The following is a 15,652-nucleotide window of genomic DNA, read 5'->3' on the forward strand; positions in this document are numbered from 1 at the left end:
CATCTATGCGTATAATATATGATACCATAAAAATCCCTTTTTGTTAAGGGAGTCCCGGTTCTGCGCGGGTATTCTTTCTTTTGCGTTGCTCCTCCTTTATCTCATAGCGGTATCCGCGTCTATCTGTTTTTCGCCATTCCAGCCCAAGCTGCGGTTATATCACAAAAGCTCCCCGCCTTTTCCCGGCGGGGAGCTTTGCTGCTCTGAAAATTCTCAGGAAAGCTCGAGCTTTCCGGTATAGAGCTGGTAATAGGTGCCCTTCAGCTTCAAAAGATCTTCATGGGTGCCGCGCTCAATGATCCGCCCATGCTCCAGCACGATGATCGCATCGCTGTTGCGGATGGTAGACAGACGGTGGGCAATGACGAAAACCGTCCGCCCCTTCATCAGGTTATCCATACCCTGCTGCACGATTGCCTCCGTGCGGGTATCGATGCTGGAGGTCGCTTCATCCAGAATCAGCACCGGCGGGTCTGCGATTGCTGCCCGGGCAATGGCCAGAAGCTGCCGCTGGCCCTGAGAAAGCTCCTCGCCATCCCCAGTCAGCAGCGTGTCATATCCCTTGGGCAATCTCGTGATAAACTGGTCGGCGTGAGCCAGCTTTGCCGCCTTATAGACTTCTTCATCCGTCGCATCCAGCTTTCCATAGCGGATATTTTCTTTGATGGTCCCGGTAAACAGATGGGTATCCTGCAGCACGATGCCCAGGGAATGGCGCAGATCTGCCTTTTTGATCTTGTTGATATTGATATCATCATAGCGGATCTTTCCGTCCTGCACATCATAGAAGCGGTTGATCAGATTGGTGATGGTCGTCTTTCCGGCGCCTGTCGAACCGACAAACGCCAGCTTCTGCCCCGGCTTGGCATACAGCGTCAGGTCATGCAGCACCATCTTCTCCGGCGTATATCCAAAGGACATGTCATAGAACCGAACGTCGCCCTTCAATTCGGTATACGAAACACTTCCATCCGCCTGATGGGGATGCTTCCATGCCCACATGCCGGTTCTGGTTTCGGATTCCACGATGTTCCCGTTCGCATCCTTTTTCGCGTTCACCAGCGTCACATAGCCGTCATCCACCTCCGGCTCTTCATCCATCATATTGAAGATACGTTCCGCACCGGCCAGCGCCATGATAATGGTGTTGAACTGCTGGGCAATCTGCATAAACGGCTGCGTAAAGCTTTTGGTAAACTGGAGATATGCCACGATGGTTCCGATGGTCATTCCGCCGACCCCATTTAACAGCAGCACGCCTCCCAGGATTGCCGTGAGTACAAACAGAATATTGCCGATGTTGCCCATAACCGGCCCCATGATGCTGGCAAAGGTATGCGCCCGCGAGGAGCTATGATAGAGCTTTTCGTTCAGGCTGTCAAATTCCTCTTCGGATCTTGCCTCATGGTTGAAAACCTTGATGACCCGCTGCCCATTCATCTGTTCTTCCACATATCCCGTCACATCTGCCAGGTCAATCTGCTGGCGGACGAAATACTTTCCGCTGTTGCCGCCCAGCTTCCTGGCCACCAGGAACATGACAAAGATCATTACAACGGCCAGAACCGTCAAAAGCGGGCTTAAAACCAGCATAGCGATAAACGTCACAACCACGGTGAAGGACGCCATCAAGACCTGTGGAATCGACTGGTTAATCATCTGCCGCAGCGTATCCGTATCGTTGGTATACAGGCTCATGACCGAGCCGTTGGTATGTTCGTCAAAATACCGGATGGGAAGCGTCTGCATATGCTCAAACATTTCATCCCGGACCCGCTTCAAAACGCCCTGCCCGATTTTTACCATCAGCCGGCTGTAGGTAAACGAGCCGATCACGCCGATGATAAAGATGCTTGCCAGAACCGTCAGCGCCTGGTATAGTCCGCTGAAATCGGGATTTGTCTGCCCCACCAGCGGCAGGATATAGTTATCCAGCAGGCTCTGCATGGAAAAGGACACCGCAATCGAGGCAAAGGATGCCAGCAGGATGCAGACAATGACAAAAATAAACTCTTTTTTATAGGTGCTGGTCACATATTTCAACAGGCGACCAGCTGTTTTCATTGTATTCTTCTTGGGTTTTCCCTGCTTGTTATTCATCTTCAGACCTCCCTTTTACCTGCGATTCATATACCTCCCGGTAAATCTGGTTGGTTTTCAGCAGCTCTTCGGATGTGCCAATTCCGTTGATCTCTCCATTATCCAGAATGATGATCTGGTCTGCATCTTCAATGGAAGAGACGCGCTGGGAAATAATGATCTTTGTCGTATCCGGGATTTCCTCCCGGAACGCCTGCCGGATCAGTGCATCCGTCTTGGTATCCACCGCACTGGTGGAGTCATCCAGGATCAGAATTTTCGGTTTTTTCAGAAGGGCTCGTGCAATGCAGAGCCGCTGCTTCTGTCCGCCGGAAACGTTGTTGCCGCCTTCCACAATCGTGGTATCGTAGCCATAGGGGAAATCTTGGATAAAGCCGTCGGCCTGCGCCAGCCGGCATACCCGCTGTACTTCTTCATCACTGGCGTTTTCATCACCCCAGCGGATATTGTCGTAAATAGAACCAGTAAACAGCACATTTTTCTGGAGCACCATTGCCACCTGGTCGCGCAGAGCCTCCAGGTCATATTCGCGCACATCGGTATCTCCCACTTTGACGCTGCCTTCCGTCACATCATAGAGCCGCGGGATCAGCTGCACAAGCGTTGTCTTGGAGCTCCCCGTCCCGCCAAAAATTCCAATCATCTGGCCGGATTTGATATGCAGGTTCACATTTTTCAGGGACAACTTCCCATCTTTTCCAGCGTAGCTGAAGCTGACGTTTTCAAAATCGATATCCCCGTTTTTCACTTCTGTGACCGCATTTTCCTTATTCTGCATTTCAGGCACTTCCTGCAGAACCTCTTTGATACGATCGGTAGAAGCCTCTGCAATCATGATCATGACAAACACGAAGGACACTATCATGAGCGACATTAAAATCTGCATGGCATAGACCAGCACGCTCGTCATTTGGCCCGCATCCATGCCGCCCAGAACAATCGCCTGCCCGCCGATCAGCACGATGGTGAGGATCACAGAATACATAACGAACATCATAACCGGATTGTTAAAGGCCACGATCTTTTCCGCCTTGGTGAACAGATCGAAAACCTTTTTGGAAATCTTCTGGAACTTCTGATTTTCGTAATCGCCCCGAACATATGCCTTGACGACACGCGCCGCGTTTACATTTTCCTGCACGTCGTTATTCAGCACATCATATTCGTCGAATACTTTAATGAAGTATTTATGCGCCTTTTTAGCAATGAAAATCAGCGCAAATCCCAGCACCGGAATGGCAATCAGAAAAAGAACCGCAATATCAGCATTGATGGTAAAGGTCATAATCATCGAAAGCACAATCATGATCGGCGCCCGGGCCAGCATCCGCACGCTGAACATATAGGCCATCTGCACATTGGTGATATCTGTCGTCATCCGGGTCACCAGACTGGGCGCGGAAAAATGATCGATATTTTTGAAAGAAAAGGACTGTATTTTATAAAAAATATCATGCCGCAGATTCTTCGCATATCCCGCACCGGCCTCGGCCGCAAATTTTCCAGCCAGTGCGCCGAACAAGAGCGCCAGCATCGCCATAGCCACCAGCTCCAGACCGATCTGGATCACATAACTGATGTTCTGCCCCTGAATGCCAACGTCGATAATATTTGCCATCTGGTATGGAATCAATACTTCCATAAATACTTCCAAAATAACAAATATTGGGGCCAGAATCGACTGCTTTTTATATTCCCGTATGGACTTAAAGAGTAGTTTATTCATGCCTTGTCCCTCCTCTAATCTCTTGGTTTATCCGGTTTGGAAAGGTTCGCGTACAGCCGCTTTAAATACCGCCGCAAATCCCCCTCCATCTCTCCGGAAAACCCATCTAAAAGTTTTTTCTCCATTGCTTCCCGGCTGACCATGATCTGCTTAAAAAATCCCTCCTCCTGTCCTGTCAGGGTCACGATCCGCATTCGCTTATCCTTCTCGCTGGTGGAGATATTGACAAATCCCTTTTCCTTCAGCAGACGCATCGTATTGACGGTTGTGGGATGCGAGGTGCGCATATAATCCTGGATATCCTTCTGGCTGGTCACCTGTTTTCCCTCCCGCAGTTTGAGAAAACGGAGAATCTTCATCTGCTGCATGGTCAGATTGAATTCCCTGCAGGTTGCGTTCATCTGCCGTTCAATGGCTTCGCTTATAATTTTTATCATTCCGCCAATGCTGTGCCTATCCATGACAAACCATCCACTTTTTGTAGGATGCTACATTTTTTGTGTAGCACAATACATATTATAAAAAGAAAATTATTATTGTCAACCCCGTTTTTTTAAAAAATTTTCCCAGATAAAATTATGCCAATATCCCCTCTTTCCTCTCGATTTTGTATAGAAGTCTGCCAATTTCAGAGAGTATCCACGCCTTGTCCTTCTATTCATATAGCCCCATTGATTTCCTTTATTCTGATGAAGGCTCGGCAGGCGAATATTGTGAAAGAAAAAAGCAATGGATTCATAATGAATCCATTGCTTGCCAGTTTGCTTTTACCTCACAAAATATTATTTTCTATTCCAGGAAATCCCGCAGTTTTTTGCTCCGGCTGGGATGCCGCAGCTTGCGAAGCGCCTTGGCTTCGATCTGCCGGATGCGCTCCCGCGTCACCTTGAATTCCTTGCCTACTTCTTCCAGCGTGCGGGCCCGTCCATCATCCAGGCCGAACCGCAGCTTCAGAACCTTTTCTTCCCGAGGCGTCAGGGTATCGAGAACATCCATCAGCTGTTCCTTCAGCAGCGTGAAAGCAGCGGCCTCTGCCGGCGCAGGGGCTTCCTCATCGGGGATGAAATCGCCCAAATGGCTGTCCTCCTCCTCGCCAATAGGGGTTTCCAGGGAAACCGGCTCCTGGGCAATTTTCAAAATCTCCCGCACCTTTTCCTCCGGAATATCCATTTCTTTCGCCAGTTCTTCGGGCAGCGGATCACGTCCATACTGCTGAAGCAGCTGCCGGGAAACCCGGATCAGCTTGTTGATGGTTTCCACCATATGCACCGGAATGCGGATGGTCCGCGCCTGGTCGGCAATCGCCCGGGTAATGGCCTGGCGAATCCACCAGGTGGCATAGGTTGAAAACTTATAGCCCTTGGTATAGTCGAATTTCTCCACGGCTTTTATGAGGCCCAGGTTTCCCTCCTGGATGAGATCCAGGAACAGCATGCCCCGGCCCACATACCGCTTGGCAATGCTCACTACCAGACGCAGGTTGGCCTCTGCCAGCTTGCGCTTTGCCTCCTCGTCGCCTTCCGCCATCCGGATGGCAATTTCCCGTTCTTCCTCCGCCGTCAAAAGAGGAACCTTTCCGATCTCTTTCAAATACATCCGAACCGGATCGTCAATATTGGCGCTCTCCGGAAGCACGGACTCCAGATCCTCTTCCACTGCCTCGCTTTCCAGCTTAGGAAGCTCCTTTTCGATATCCTCGTCGATGATATCGATGTTCATATCCTCCAGAACGTCATAGAGCTTTTCCAGCTGCTCGGGCTTCAGCTCAGTATCGTCCAGAATATCCGTAATTTCCTTATAGGTAATGACGCCCTTGGACTTTCCCAGCTCGATAATCTTTAGGACATTCTCTTCCTTTTTGTTTTTGGGCTTTGCCGCCTTATTTACATTCTGTCCGGATTCTTGCACTTTTTCGCTCAAATTCTATCACCCTCTAAAATTTTCTGCCTTGCTAATTTCTCTATTCAGCGCGGAAATTTCCCGCAGCAGCCGGGCCCGCTCTTCTCCCGTGCTTACGGCCGTCTTTGCAATCAGCTCCTGCCGCTTGTCCAACATTCGGGCCTCGCGCAGCTTGCGGATCAGCATTTCCGCATATTCCTCCTGCCCCATCATTCCGTCCGGCGGCTTGCAGGCCATCAGTTCGCTGAGATCTGCCCCGCCTTCGCAGGAAAAGTCGGATACTAATTCGGCACAAGAAGGCAAAATTCCTCTTTTTATTTGCTCTTCCATGGAGAAAAAAATTTTTTTATAGACCGGATTTTGGAAAAGCTCGGGCGTAAGGCCCCGGATTTTTTCCAGAAGCTGCGGATTGTCCATCAGAAACGACAGCAGCCGCGCTTCCTCTCCCGCCTCCTTTTTTATCAAGTTTGACTCTTTTACCGGCAGAATATACCCTTTTTCTTCCTTTCCCTTTCCCATTTGGGAAAAAAGGCTTTCCACGGATATTCCCGTTTCTTTGGAAAGAAATTTGATATACCGTTCCTTTTCCAGCTCGTTTTTCAGCCCCCGGATCAGCTCTACGGCCTTGGTTCCATACTGCACCACTTCATCGGGGTTTTCCATGTCAAAGCCCCGTTTGAGCATGAACAGCCGAAAATTTGTCGCCGCAGGCGCTTTTTTCGCCAAAGCATAAAAGGCGTCCGCGCTGTATTTTTTCACAAACTCGTCCGGGTCCATCTTGTCCGGCAGGACAATGACGAAAACCTGCAGCCCTTCCTTTTCCAGGATATCCACGCCCCGCAACGCCGCATTCAGGCCAGCGTCATCGCCGTCATAGCATAAATAGACCTTTTCCGTATACCGCTTGAGCAGCCGCGCCTGCTCCTTGGTGAGAGAGGTTCCCAAAGACGCCACGGCCGTTGCGATTCCGGCGGCCGCCAGAGCTACCACGTCCATATATCCCTCCACCAGCAGAATACTCTTCAGGTTGCGCCGCTTTTTTACCGTGTTCAGCGCATAGAGATTATACCGCTTGTTAAAAATCACGGTTTCTCCCGAGTTCAGGTATTTAGGGATGCCGTCGTCCATCACCCGCCCCCCAAAGCCGATCACGTCCCCAAAGACGTTTTGGATGGGGAACATCACGCGGTTGCGGAACACATCGTATACCCGGCCATCCTTCTGTTTGACCACGCCCGCATCCAGCATCTCCTTGACCGTATACCCCCGGGCCTTAAGAAAGCGCAGGGCATCGTCAAAGCTGTTTTTGGCGTATCCCAGCCCAAAAGGCATGATCTGCGCCGCCGCGCCGCGCCGCTTCATATAGGCAAGCGCCTCCCGCCCCTCTTCGCCCTTAAGGGTATGATTATAATACACCGCCAGTTCCCGCATTAAACCATGCAGCCGCTTGCGGTACGCCTTTTTTTTCTGATAATCCTCGTCTCCCGTTTCCTCGGGCAGAGTCATCCCTACCCGCTCGGCCAGCAGGCTCACCGCCTCCACATAAGAGAGCTTTTCATTCTCCATGATGAAGTTGATGACGCCGCCGCCTTTTTTGCAGGAAAAGCAATAAAACATCTGCTTATCCGGGCTGACGCAGAAAGAGGGATTTCGTTCCGCGTGCCAGGGGCAGCTTGCCCAAAACCGGCTTCCCTTGCGGGTAAGGGTCACATATTCCCCGATCACCTGCACAATATCGTTTTTGCTCAACAGCTCTGAGAGCCATTCCTCGCTGAATCTTGCCAAATTACACTCCTGCTATCATATGAGCCAGAGGCTCTGTCAAATCACACATATCAAATGCCAAAGAGCCAGAAAAACGCCGCCCGTCCATGCCGAATAAAAAAGGCTGAAATTTCCCCGTGCTTTGGAGGGCAACTCGTTTTGGAGAAGGACATAGAGGCTCAGCCCGGTCACACAGATCCCCAGCAAAACGGCTTCCAGGCGCAAAAACACCTGCGCCATGGGAACCTCCAGAGCCGCTTTGCTCAAAACTGCCGTAAGCCCGGTTCCCGCCAAAGCCCAAACCAACCCTATGATGGAGGCGCACATACTCAGCCCCCATATCTTCCCATAGCGGATGCCCCGCGGATTATGGAATTCCAACACACACCGTTCATAGCCCCAAAAACAGACGGCCGACGCATAGGCAACAAAAACCGCCGCTGCCACAAGCCCCAAAGGCAGAAATAGCCGCGCCCCGGCCAACGCCTGCCAAAGCGTCCGGGCAAAATATGTCATAGCTTCTCCCTTACAGCATAGTCCAGCTATGGGGAACGAACAGCTCCTGAAACTTCATTACAGCGAATTTATCCGTCATTCCAGCGATATAGTCCATAATGCAGACAATCCGCCCATCCTCTTCCATCCGCCGGCGGTCTGCCGCCGGGATTTCGTCGGGATGCTTCATATAATAGGAAAAGAGCAGGTCAATCACATCCTGCACCTTTTTTTCTTCCAGCTTTGCTGCGCTTTCCACATAGACTTCTTCAAACATAAAATTGCGCAGCAGATCCGTCGCCTCGCCCACTTCCCGGCTCATGGCCAGATGATCCCTGTCCATGCTCTGTTCCACAATATCCAGAATCATGGTGTTGATCCTCCGGCTGTGGGTATCTCCCAGGATTTTGATACATTCCCGGGGCAGATCCTCCTGCCGGATGATATGCGCCCGCAGTGCGTCGTCGATATCGTGGTTCAGATAGGCGATCCGATCCGCAAAATTCACCGCCATCCCCTCTAGGGTACACGGCTTCATATTCTTTTTATGGTTCAGGATCCCATCCCGCACCTCAAAGGTCAGGTTGAGCCCCTTTCCATTTTCCAGCTTTTCCACAATCCGCAGGCTCTGGACATTATGGGAAAACGTCATGCCCTGCGCCTCCGAGCAGTTTTTCAAAAAATGCGCGATTGCCCGCTCGCCCGCATGCCCAAAGGGCGTATGGCCCAGATCATGCCCAAGAGCGATGGCCTCTGTCAGATCCTCATTGAGCATCAATGCCCGGGCAATGGTGCGCGAGATCTGGGAAACCTCCAGCGTATGGGTCAGGCGTGTCCGGTAATGGCTGCCCGCAGGATTGATGAATACCTGGGTCTTATCCTTGAGCCGCCGAAAGGATTTGCAGTGCACAATCCGATCCCGGTCCCGCATATATTCGGTGCGGATCTCGCTCTCCTCAATGGGAATTTCCCGGCCCCGGGTATTTTTGCAGAGCATGGCAAAGGGGGAAAGGGTTTCTTCTTCCTGCTGATACAGCCGTTCCCGGATCATCGCCATCCCTCCGCTTTTGTTAGATACTTATATATTTTGACACATTGCAAGAAAATCCTTCTTTCCGACAAAAGTTTTTCTCCCGCTCCTTGCATTCTCCAGCAGGATGTTTTTCCCGGCTCCCAAGGCAATTCCGTCTTTTTTGCCTTCGCTGCATTTCTTCTGCTCCGAAAATTTCCAGGAAAATAAAATTCCCATGCGCTGTTGCGCATGGGAATTCTTCCATAGGAGGGGCTTTTCCTCCTTTTGATTACTTCGCGTAATCGACCGACCGTGTCTCCCGGATAACGTTGACCTTGATCTGTCCCGGGTAGTCGAGATCCTTTTCGATTTTCTTCACAATGTCTCTGGCCATGAGCGCCGTCCCGACATCGTCCACATCTTCGGGTTTTACGATGATGCGCACCTCTCTGCCGGCCTGAATCGCATAAGACTTTTCGACACCTTTGAACGAATTTGCAATTTCCTCTAAAGCTTCCAGACGTTTTACATAGTTATCAAGAGATTCTTTTCTCGCACCCGGACGTGCGGCAGAAACGGCGTCCGCTGCCTGAACAAGGACAGCCTCCACGGTTTTTGCTTCGATATCGCCATGGTGTGCTGCAATCGCATGGACGATTTCCGGTTTTTCCTTATATTTTGTGGCCAGATCCGCACCGATTTGGATATGCGGGCCTTCCACTTCATGGTCCACCGCCTTGCCGATATCATGGAGCAATCCGGCGCGCTTGGCAATCTTCGCATCGGCGCCGATTTCCACAGCCATGATATAGGCCAGATGGGCGACTTCCAGAGAATGCTTCAGCACATTCTGCCCATAACTGGTGCGGTAGCGCAGTCTTCCCAGGAGCTTCACCAGCTCGGGATGCAGGGAATGAATGCCCACATCGAACACAGCCGCTTCACCGGCCTCGCGGATCTGGTTATCCACTTCCTTCTGCGCCTTGCTCACCATTTCTTCAATGCGGGCAGGATGGATTCTCCCGTCGATAATCAGTTTTTCCAGGGCAATCCTTGCCACTTCCCTGCGGACGGGATCAAAGCCGGAAAGGATCACTGCCTCCGGCGTATCGTCAATGATGAGATCTATACCCGTAGCGGTTTCAAGAGCCCGGATATTGCGGCCCTCTCTGCCGATGATTCTCCCCTTCATTTCGTCATTGGGCAGCGGGACAACGGAAATGGTCGTCTCTGCCACATGATCCGCAGCACATCTCTGAATCGCCAGGGAAAGGATGTTGCGGGCCTTCTTTTCGGCCTCATCCTTTGCCTTTGCCTCCACATCGCGCAGCATGATCGCCATGTCATGGCGTGCCTCCTGCTCCACCCGTTCCAGCAACAGGCCTTTCGCCTGGTCGGTAGACATATCAGCAATTTTTTCGAGTTGTTCAACCTCTTTTTTATATAATTCCTGAATATCTTCTTTGGTTTTGGAAACCTCTTTTAACCGCTTATTGAGCGAGTCTTCCTTCTGCTCCATAGCGTCGGCCTTTTTATCGAGGGCTTCCTCTCTTGCCAGAAGCCGTCTCTCCAGCCGCATTTGTTCATTACGTCTCTCTTTAGATTCCTTGTCAAAATCGTTTCTTAGTTTATGGACCTCTTCCTTTGCTTCCAGAACCGTTTCCTTGCGGATTGCCTCGGCGCGCTTCTGCGCATCCTCAATCAGCTTTCCAACGGTATCTTCCGCACGGCCTATCTTCTTTTCCGCAACGTTTCTGCGGTACAGGTATCCCAGGCCCAAGCCCAGAGCCAGACACACGACACCCGCGATGATAGCCCATATTACGTCCACTCTCCTTGTTGCACCTCCTTCTGCCGGCAGAACCCTCTTCGGCCTGCCTTTGTTATTTCTCATTTCCAAATCAGGATATATGTATACTGGTTTTGTATAGGATATATCAAACTTATTGTAAAGGTTTTTCCGGCATTTGTCAATCCAGCCGGGAGAGAAAAGCGGCATCCCGCGTCTTTTTCCGCCGGCCCTCCCGCCTGTTGTCCTATCCGAAAAATCTCCCCGCCCATTCCGCTTCTCCCGGAGCGCCCTGCGTCCCGCAAGGGCCCAGGAAATCATCCCGGGAGACTTGCCGCTCCTTCATGCTTTTTGTCTTCCCAGAACGCAGCTCTCCCCCGCCAGATAACCCGTGGAAAAAGCAATCTGCAAATTAAATCCGCCGGTATACGCATCCAGATCCAAAACTTCGCCGGCAAAAAACAGTCCTGCAATTCTGCGGCTCTCCATGGTGGAAGGATTCACCTCCCGGACGCTGACGCCGCCCCGGGTGATAATCGCCTCTTCCATCCCCCGCAGGCCCTGAACTGTCAGGGGAAACGCTTTGGTGGTTTCCGCCAGCCGCGCCCGTTCCTCCCGGGTAATGTCATGAACTGCCTGCCCGGGCGCAAGCCCTGCCATGGCGATGACTTCATCCACCAGCTTATGGGGAAACAGGCCCATGAGGGCGTTATGCAGCTGCTTATTCTGCGCCGCGGAAAAATCCCGGAGGATGCGCGCATCCAACTGCTGCGGCGAAAGGCCGGGCTTCAGATCAATGCAGATTTTCGCGTCTGCAAAACCATAATCCTTCACATGGGCGCTGGCCGAAAGAATGAGCGGCCCGGAAACGCCGAAATGGGTGAACAGCATTTCTCCCAGCTCACTGAATTTTTCCTTTCCCTTTTCCAGAAAGGTGACCCGGACATTTTTCAGGGAAAGCCCCGTGAGACGGCGGCAGACCTCCTGTTCCCGGATGGTCATGGGCACAAGGGAGGGATGCAGCGGCGTGACCATGTGCCCCAGCTCCTGCGCCATGCGGTATCCATCCCCGGTGCTTCCCGTGCGGGGATAGGAGGCCCCTCCGGCTGTTAGGATCACGGCGTCAAAGGGCTGCCGCTTTCCCCCAGCCACAACGCCCAAAACCGCGCCGTCTTCCGCCCAAACCGCCTCCACCGGCGTGTGAAGGCAGATCCGCACATGGTGCCGCGCCAAAATACGCTCTAAAGTGCGGATAACATCGCTGGATTTATCGCTGGCGGGAAACACCCGCCCGCCCCGTTCCACCTTGGTGGGACAGCCGTTTTCCTCCAATAAGGCCACCATCTGCCGGTTAGTAAAGGAATACAGGGCGCTATAGAGAAATTTCCCGTTTCCGGGTATATTGGCAAAAAAATCCTCCGTTTCGCAGTCGTTGGTCAGGTTGCACCGGCCTTTTCCCGTGATAAACAGCTTTTTGCCCAGCTTCTCGTTCTTTTCAAAAACCGTGACCCGCGCGCCCTGTCTTGCCGCGGCATAAGCCGCCAGCATCCCGGCGGCCCCGCCGCCAATCACTGCTGCCCGCACGGCTTATTCTCCTCCCTGCTGGTCCTTATGCATGAAATCAAAGTCATGCTTGGCATAGACGTTTTTCTCCCGCCAAACCTGCTCCATCACGCTGAAATTCTCCACCAGATAGTCCTTGCGTGCCAGCCCCGCCATGATGATGAGAGCGTTGATGATGCTCAGGGGCGCCACAAGGGAATCCACAAAGGAATTCATATCGCTTTTGGTCAGAATGCAGTTGTCCGCCAGCTCATAGAGAGGCGAAATTTTATTGTCCGTAATGGTGACAATCTTGGCACCCCGCCGCTTGGCGAACCGGAGACCCTCCACCGTCTGGTTGGAATACCGGGGAAATCCCATGCCGATGACCACATCTTCATGGCAGACGTGCACCAGCTGAGCATAAATATCCGAGGTTCCCAGCGTGATGAGCTGGGGGCTTTCAAAAATATAGCTCAGATAATACACCAGAAACTGCGCCAGCGGGGCACTGCTGCGGAAGCCGATGACAAAGATCCGCCGCGCTTTCACCAGATCGTCCACCACATTTTTGAACATGTTGATGTCCAGATCCTGCCGTGTCGTCTTCAGGTTGTTGATCTCCATTTTTAAAACGGTATCAATAATCTTATCCGCTTCCAGGCCTTCCATCAGGTTGAGCCGCTGCACGGTTGTCAGCTTATTCTTGATGATCTCCTGCAAATGCTTTTGCAGCTTGGGATAGCCCTCATAGCCCAAAACGCAGGCAAAGCGAACCACCGTCGATTCACTGACCCCCACCGTCCGGCCCAGGGCTCCGGCCGTCATAAAGGCGGCCTTATCGTAATTCTCCATGATAAACGTCGCAATGGCCTTTTGCCCCTTGCTCATCCTGGGAAATTTCTGCTGAATATGTTCAATTAAATCCATATTTTCCATGCGGTTCTCTCCTTTCAAAGGGCTGGGCCCGCCTTCCCGCCAAAAGAAAAAGCGCGGCGGCATTGTTGCCCTTCGCGCTTTTTATTATAGCATATTTCCTGCAAAATGCAATTTCTATTTTTCCATCATGCAAAATCTGCTTGAAACATCTCCCGCAGCCGGTCCATATGCCTGGCCAGCAGGCAGTCATATCCAATGGGCGTAATCGTTATATAGCCCTCCCGGAGCAGGTATTCGTCGCTCCCGGCGTCCTGCGTTGCGCGCAGGCGGCCATAGAGCTGATAGACGGCTTTTCCGTCCGCCTCGCTTTGCAGCGTATATCCCTCGTCGTAATCCAGATCGGAAATCGTCGCCAGACGCACACCGCGAACCTTCTTGGTATCCGCATCCGGGTAATTGATGTTCAGGATTCCCCGAACCGGCCAGGCCGCGTCTCCAATCCCCTCCAAAAACCCCGCCATAAATTCCGCGCAGGGGCCATAGTGCATGGCGTGCCCCGCGTATTCCAGACTTATGGCAATGGATCGGACGCCCAGCATGGCTCCCTCCAGAGCCGCATTGCATGTCCCGGAATAGGCGATATCCGTCCCGATATTTTCCCCGTTGTTGATGCCCGAAATCAGAAGATCCGGCTTTTGTCCGCAGAGCACACGCACACCCAGCTTAACGCAGTCTGCCGGCGTCCCGGAAACGGCATAGGCTGCAACCTGAGGGAATTCCGCCAGCCTGCGTTTTTCCACGGTAACCGGCGTATGGATAGTGAGAGAATGGGAAAATCCGCTCCGCTCGCTTTCCGGCGACACCACCGTGAGATTATGCTGCGGCGAAAGGGCCCGTACCAGGCTCAAAATCCCTTCACAGGCGATTCCGTCATCGTTTACCAGTAAAATATTCATAGCTTTTTTTCAGTTTCTCCTATAAAAAAGGGAAGCCCGCGTGGGTTTCCCTTTTTCCATTGTCATCAAACGGGATGGATCCGGTTTTCACTGTCCAGCTTGCCCGCGTCCACCTTGTATTTCTGGGCTCTTCTGTATTCAAAGAACTTGGGAGCCACCTGCGGGAACATGGCATAGGAGAGAATGTCCTCTTCCTGCTCCATCACGTCTTTCAGCTCTTCGCGGTATTTGGGCAGTTCCGGGGGAATATCGTCCGCCGGACGATGATCGATCACGGGATCGTCGCCAATGCACTTCTTGCGGATATCCGGATCCACTTCGCCGGGCAGGCGGCCATATTCGCCGCGCAGCAGGGCTTTGGATTCCTTGGTTACCATTTTATACCGCTCGCCGGACAGGACATTCAGAACGGCCTGAGTGCCGACGATCTGGCTTGTGGGGGTAACCAGCGGCGGATAGCCGAATTCCTTGCGGACACGCGGAACCTCTTCCAGCACTTCCGTGAGCTTTTCCGAAGCGTTGGCATTCTTCAGCTGGCTGATCAGGTTGGAGAGCATGCCACCCGGAACCTGATAGAGCAGCGTGTTAATGTCCACGCCCAGAACCTTGGCATCCAGAAAGCCGTCCTTTTTCAAGCGGTCGGCCACCGGCCGCATGATTTTAGCCGCTTCGGTCAGCTTGCCAAGATCAATGCCCGTGTCATATTCCGTGCCTTGCAGCGTCGCCACCAGAGATTCCGTGCAGGGCTGGGACGTGCCGTTAGCCAGAGGAGACAGCGCGCAGTCCACGATATCCGCCCCGGCTTCAATGGCCTTCAAATAGGTCATATCTCCCGTGCCGCTGGTATTATGCGTATGGATATGAATCGGAACGCTGATCTTTTCCTTCATGCTCTTGACGAGCTTATAAGCGTCATAGGGCAGCAGCAGGTTGGCCATATCCTTGATGCAAATGGATTTGGCGCCCATATCCTCCAGCTCTTTGCCCAGGTTGGCGAAGTATTCCAAGCTGTGCACCGGGCTTGTCGTATAGGAAAGCGCCGCTTCGCACCAGCCGCCGTATTTGTTGGTGGCGTCAATGGCCGCCTTCATGTTGCGCGTATCGTTGAGGGCGTCAAAAATGCGGATCACGTCGATGCCGTTTTCAATCGCCTTTTTCACGAACAGATCCACTACGTCGTCAGCATAGTGCTTATATCCCAAAAGGTTCTGGCCGCGGAGCAGCATCTGCAGCTTGGTGTTGGGAGCCGCTTTTTTCAGCTTGCGCAGCCGTTCCCACGGATCCTCGTTCAGGAAACGCATGCAGGCGTCAAAGGTGGCGCCGCCCCAGCATTCCAGAGACCAATATCCCGCACCATCCAGGATCTTTGCCGCTTCCAGCATTTCATCCGTCCGCATCCGCGTGGCGGCCTGGGATTGATGCGCATCCCGAAGGATCGTATCCGTAATATATACCTTACCCATAAAATGAGCCTCCTTATTTTAAATAAT

General features: G+C 52.3%; 12 protein-coding genes. All 12 read right to left on the bottom strand.

The window, feature by feature from the left end:
• Positions 1 to 213 precede the first annotated feature (213 nt).
• The 12 genes from H8693_RS02925 to H8693_RS02980 all read right to left on the bottom strand — a co-directional run bounded on the left by H8693_RS02925 (position 214) and on the right by H8693_RS02980 (position 15,625).
• Positions 214 to 2,100, bottom strand: coding sequence for an ABC transporter ATP-binding protein (locus H8693_RS02925; protein ID WP_249279717.1), 1,887 nt, complete (start codon positions 2,098 to 2,100; stop codon positions 214 to 216).
• Positions 2,093 to 3,826 (bottom strand): ABC transporter ATP-binding protein, encoded by a 1,734-nt coding sequence (locus tag H8693_RS02930; RefSeq protein ID WP_249279718.1) that lies wholly within the window; start codon positions 3,824 to 3,826, stop codon positions 2,093 to 2,095. Before H8693_RS02930 ends, H8693_RS02925 begins: the two co-directional genes overlap by 8 nt.
• Positions 3,827 to 3,840: 14 nt before the next feature.
• The gene (locus tag H8693_RS02935; protein ID WP_249279719.1) at positions 3,841 to 4,287 is read right to left on the bottom strand and encodes a MarR family winged helix-turn-helix transcriptional regulator; all 447 of its coding nucleotides are present in this window, start codon (positions 4,285 to 4,287) and stop codon (positions 3,841 to 3,843) included.
• 328 nt (positions 4,288 to 4,615) lie between these two features.
• On the bottom strand, positions 4,616 to 5,746 hold the full coding sequence (gene rpoD, locus H8693_RS02940; RefSeq protein ID WP_283243732.1) for an RNA polymerase sigma factor RpoD: 1,131 nt from the start codon (positions 5,744 to 5,746) through the stop codon (positions 4,616 to 4,618).
• Positions 5,747 to 5,752: 6 nt separating this feature from the next.
• Positions 5,753 to 7,510 (bottom strand): DNA primase, encoded by a 1,758-nt coding sequence (gene dnaG / locus H8693_RS02945; protein ID WP_249279720.1) that lies wholly within the window; start codon positions 7,508 to 7,510, stop codon positions 5,753 to 5,755.
• Between the two features lie 36 nt (positions 7,511 to 7,546).
• Positions 7,547 to 8,005 carry a hypothetical protein gene (locus H8693_RS02950; protein WP_249279721.1) on the bottom strand — a complete coding sequence of 153 codons (459 nt, stop codon included), beginning with the start codon at positions 8,003 to 8,005 and terminating at the stop codon, positions 7,547 to 7,549.
• Positions 8,006 to 8,015: 10 nt separating this feature from the next.
• The gene (locus H8693_RS02955; protein WP_330605691.1) at positions 8,016 to 9,035 is read right to left on the bottom strand and encodes a deoxyguanosinetriphosphate triphosphohydrolase; all 1,020 of its coding nucleotides are present in this window, start codon (positions 9,033 to 9,035) and stop codon (positions 8,016 to 8,018) included.
• Positions 9,036 to 9,285: 250 nt separating this feature from the next.
• Positions 9,286 to 10,827 (bottom strand): ribonuclease Y, encoded by a 1,542-nt coding sequence (gene rny / locus H8693_RS02960; protein WP_249279723.1) that lies wholly within the window; start codon positions 10,825 to 10,827, stop codon positions 9,286 to 9,288.
• Between the two features lie 300 nt (positions 10,828 to 11,127).
• Complete coding sequence (locus H8693_RS02965; RefSeq protein ID WP_330605692.1) at positions 11,128 to 12,369, bottom strand: BaiN/RdsA family NAD(P)/FAD-dependent oxidoreductase; 1,242 nt, start codon at positions 12,367 to 12,369, stop codon at positions 11,128 to 11,130.
• Between the two features lie 3 nt (positions 12,370 to 12,372).
• Positions 12,373 to 13,266 (bottom strand): MurR/RpiR family transcriptional regulator, encoded by an 894-nt coding sequence (locus tag H8693_RS02970; RefSeq protein WP_178621373.1) that lies wholly within the window; start codon positions 13,264 to 13,266, stop codon positions 12,373 to 12,375.
• Positions 13,267 to 13,391: 125 nt separating this feature from the next.
• Positions 13,392 to 14,162, bottom strand: a complete 771-nt coding sequence (gene surE, locus H8693_RS02975) for a 5'/3'-nucleotidase SurE (RefSeq protein WP_249279724.1) — start codon at positions 14,160 to 14,162, stop codon at positions 13,392 to 13,394.
• A gap of 65 nt (positions 14,163 to 14,227) precedes the next feature.
• Complete coding sequence (locus H8693_RS02980; RefSeq protein ID WP_249279725.1) at positions 14,228 to 15,625, bottom strand: oxaloacetate decarboxylase subunit alpha; 1,398 nt, start codon at positions 15,623 to 15,625, stop codon at positions 14,228 to 14,230.
• Between the last annotated feature and the right edge of the window lie 27 nt (positions 15,626 to 15,652).

It is taken from the genome of Guopingia tenuis (assembly GCF_014384805.1).
Lineage (GTDB): Bacteria > Bacillota > Clostridia > Christensenellales > Christensenellaceae > Guopingia > Guopingia tenuis.

Bases quoted from the DNA above. Each gene is read 5' to 3' on its own strand.
- H8693_RS02925 (WP_249279717.1), bottom strand. From the start codon at position 2,100: ATGAATAACAAGCAGGGAAAACCCAAGAAGAATACAATGAAAACAGCT.
- H8693_RS02930 (WP_249279718.1), bottom strand. From the start codon at position 3,826: ATGAATAAACTACTCTTTAAGTCCATACGGGAATATAAAAAGCAGTCG.
- H8693_RS02935 (WP_249279719.1), bottom strand. From the start codon at position 4,287: ATGGATAGGCACAGCATTGGCGGAATGATAAAAATTATAAGCGAAGCC.
- H8693_RS02950 (WP_249279721.1), bottom strand. From the start codon at position 8,005: ATGACATATTTTGCCCGGACGCTTTGGCAGGCGTTGGCCGGGGCGCGG.
- H8693_RS02955 (WP_330605691.1), bottom strand. From the start codon at position 9,035: ATGATCCGGGAACGGCTGTATCAGCAGGAAGAAGAAACCCTTTCCCCC.
- H8693_RS02970 (WP_178621373.1), bottom strand. From the start codon at position 13,266: ATGGAAAATATGGATTTAATTGAACATATTCAGCAGAAATTTCCCAGG.
- surE (WP_249279724.1), bottom strand. From the start codon at position 14,162: ATGAATATTTTACTGGTAAACGATGACGGAATCGCCTGTGAAGGGATT.
- H8693_RS02980 (WP_249279725.1), bottom strand. From the start codon at position 15,625: ATGGGTAAGGTATATATTACGGATACGATCCTTCGGGATGCGCATCAA.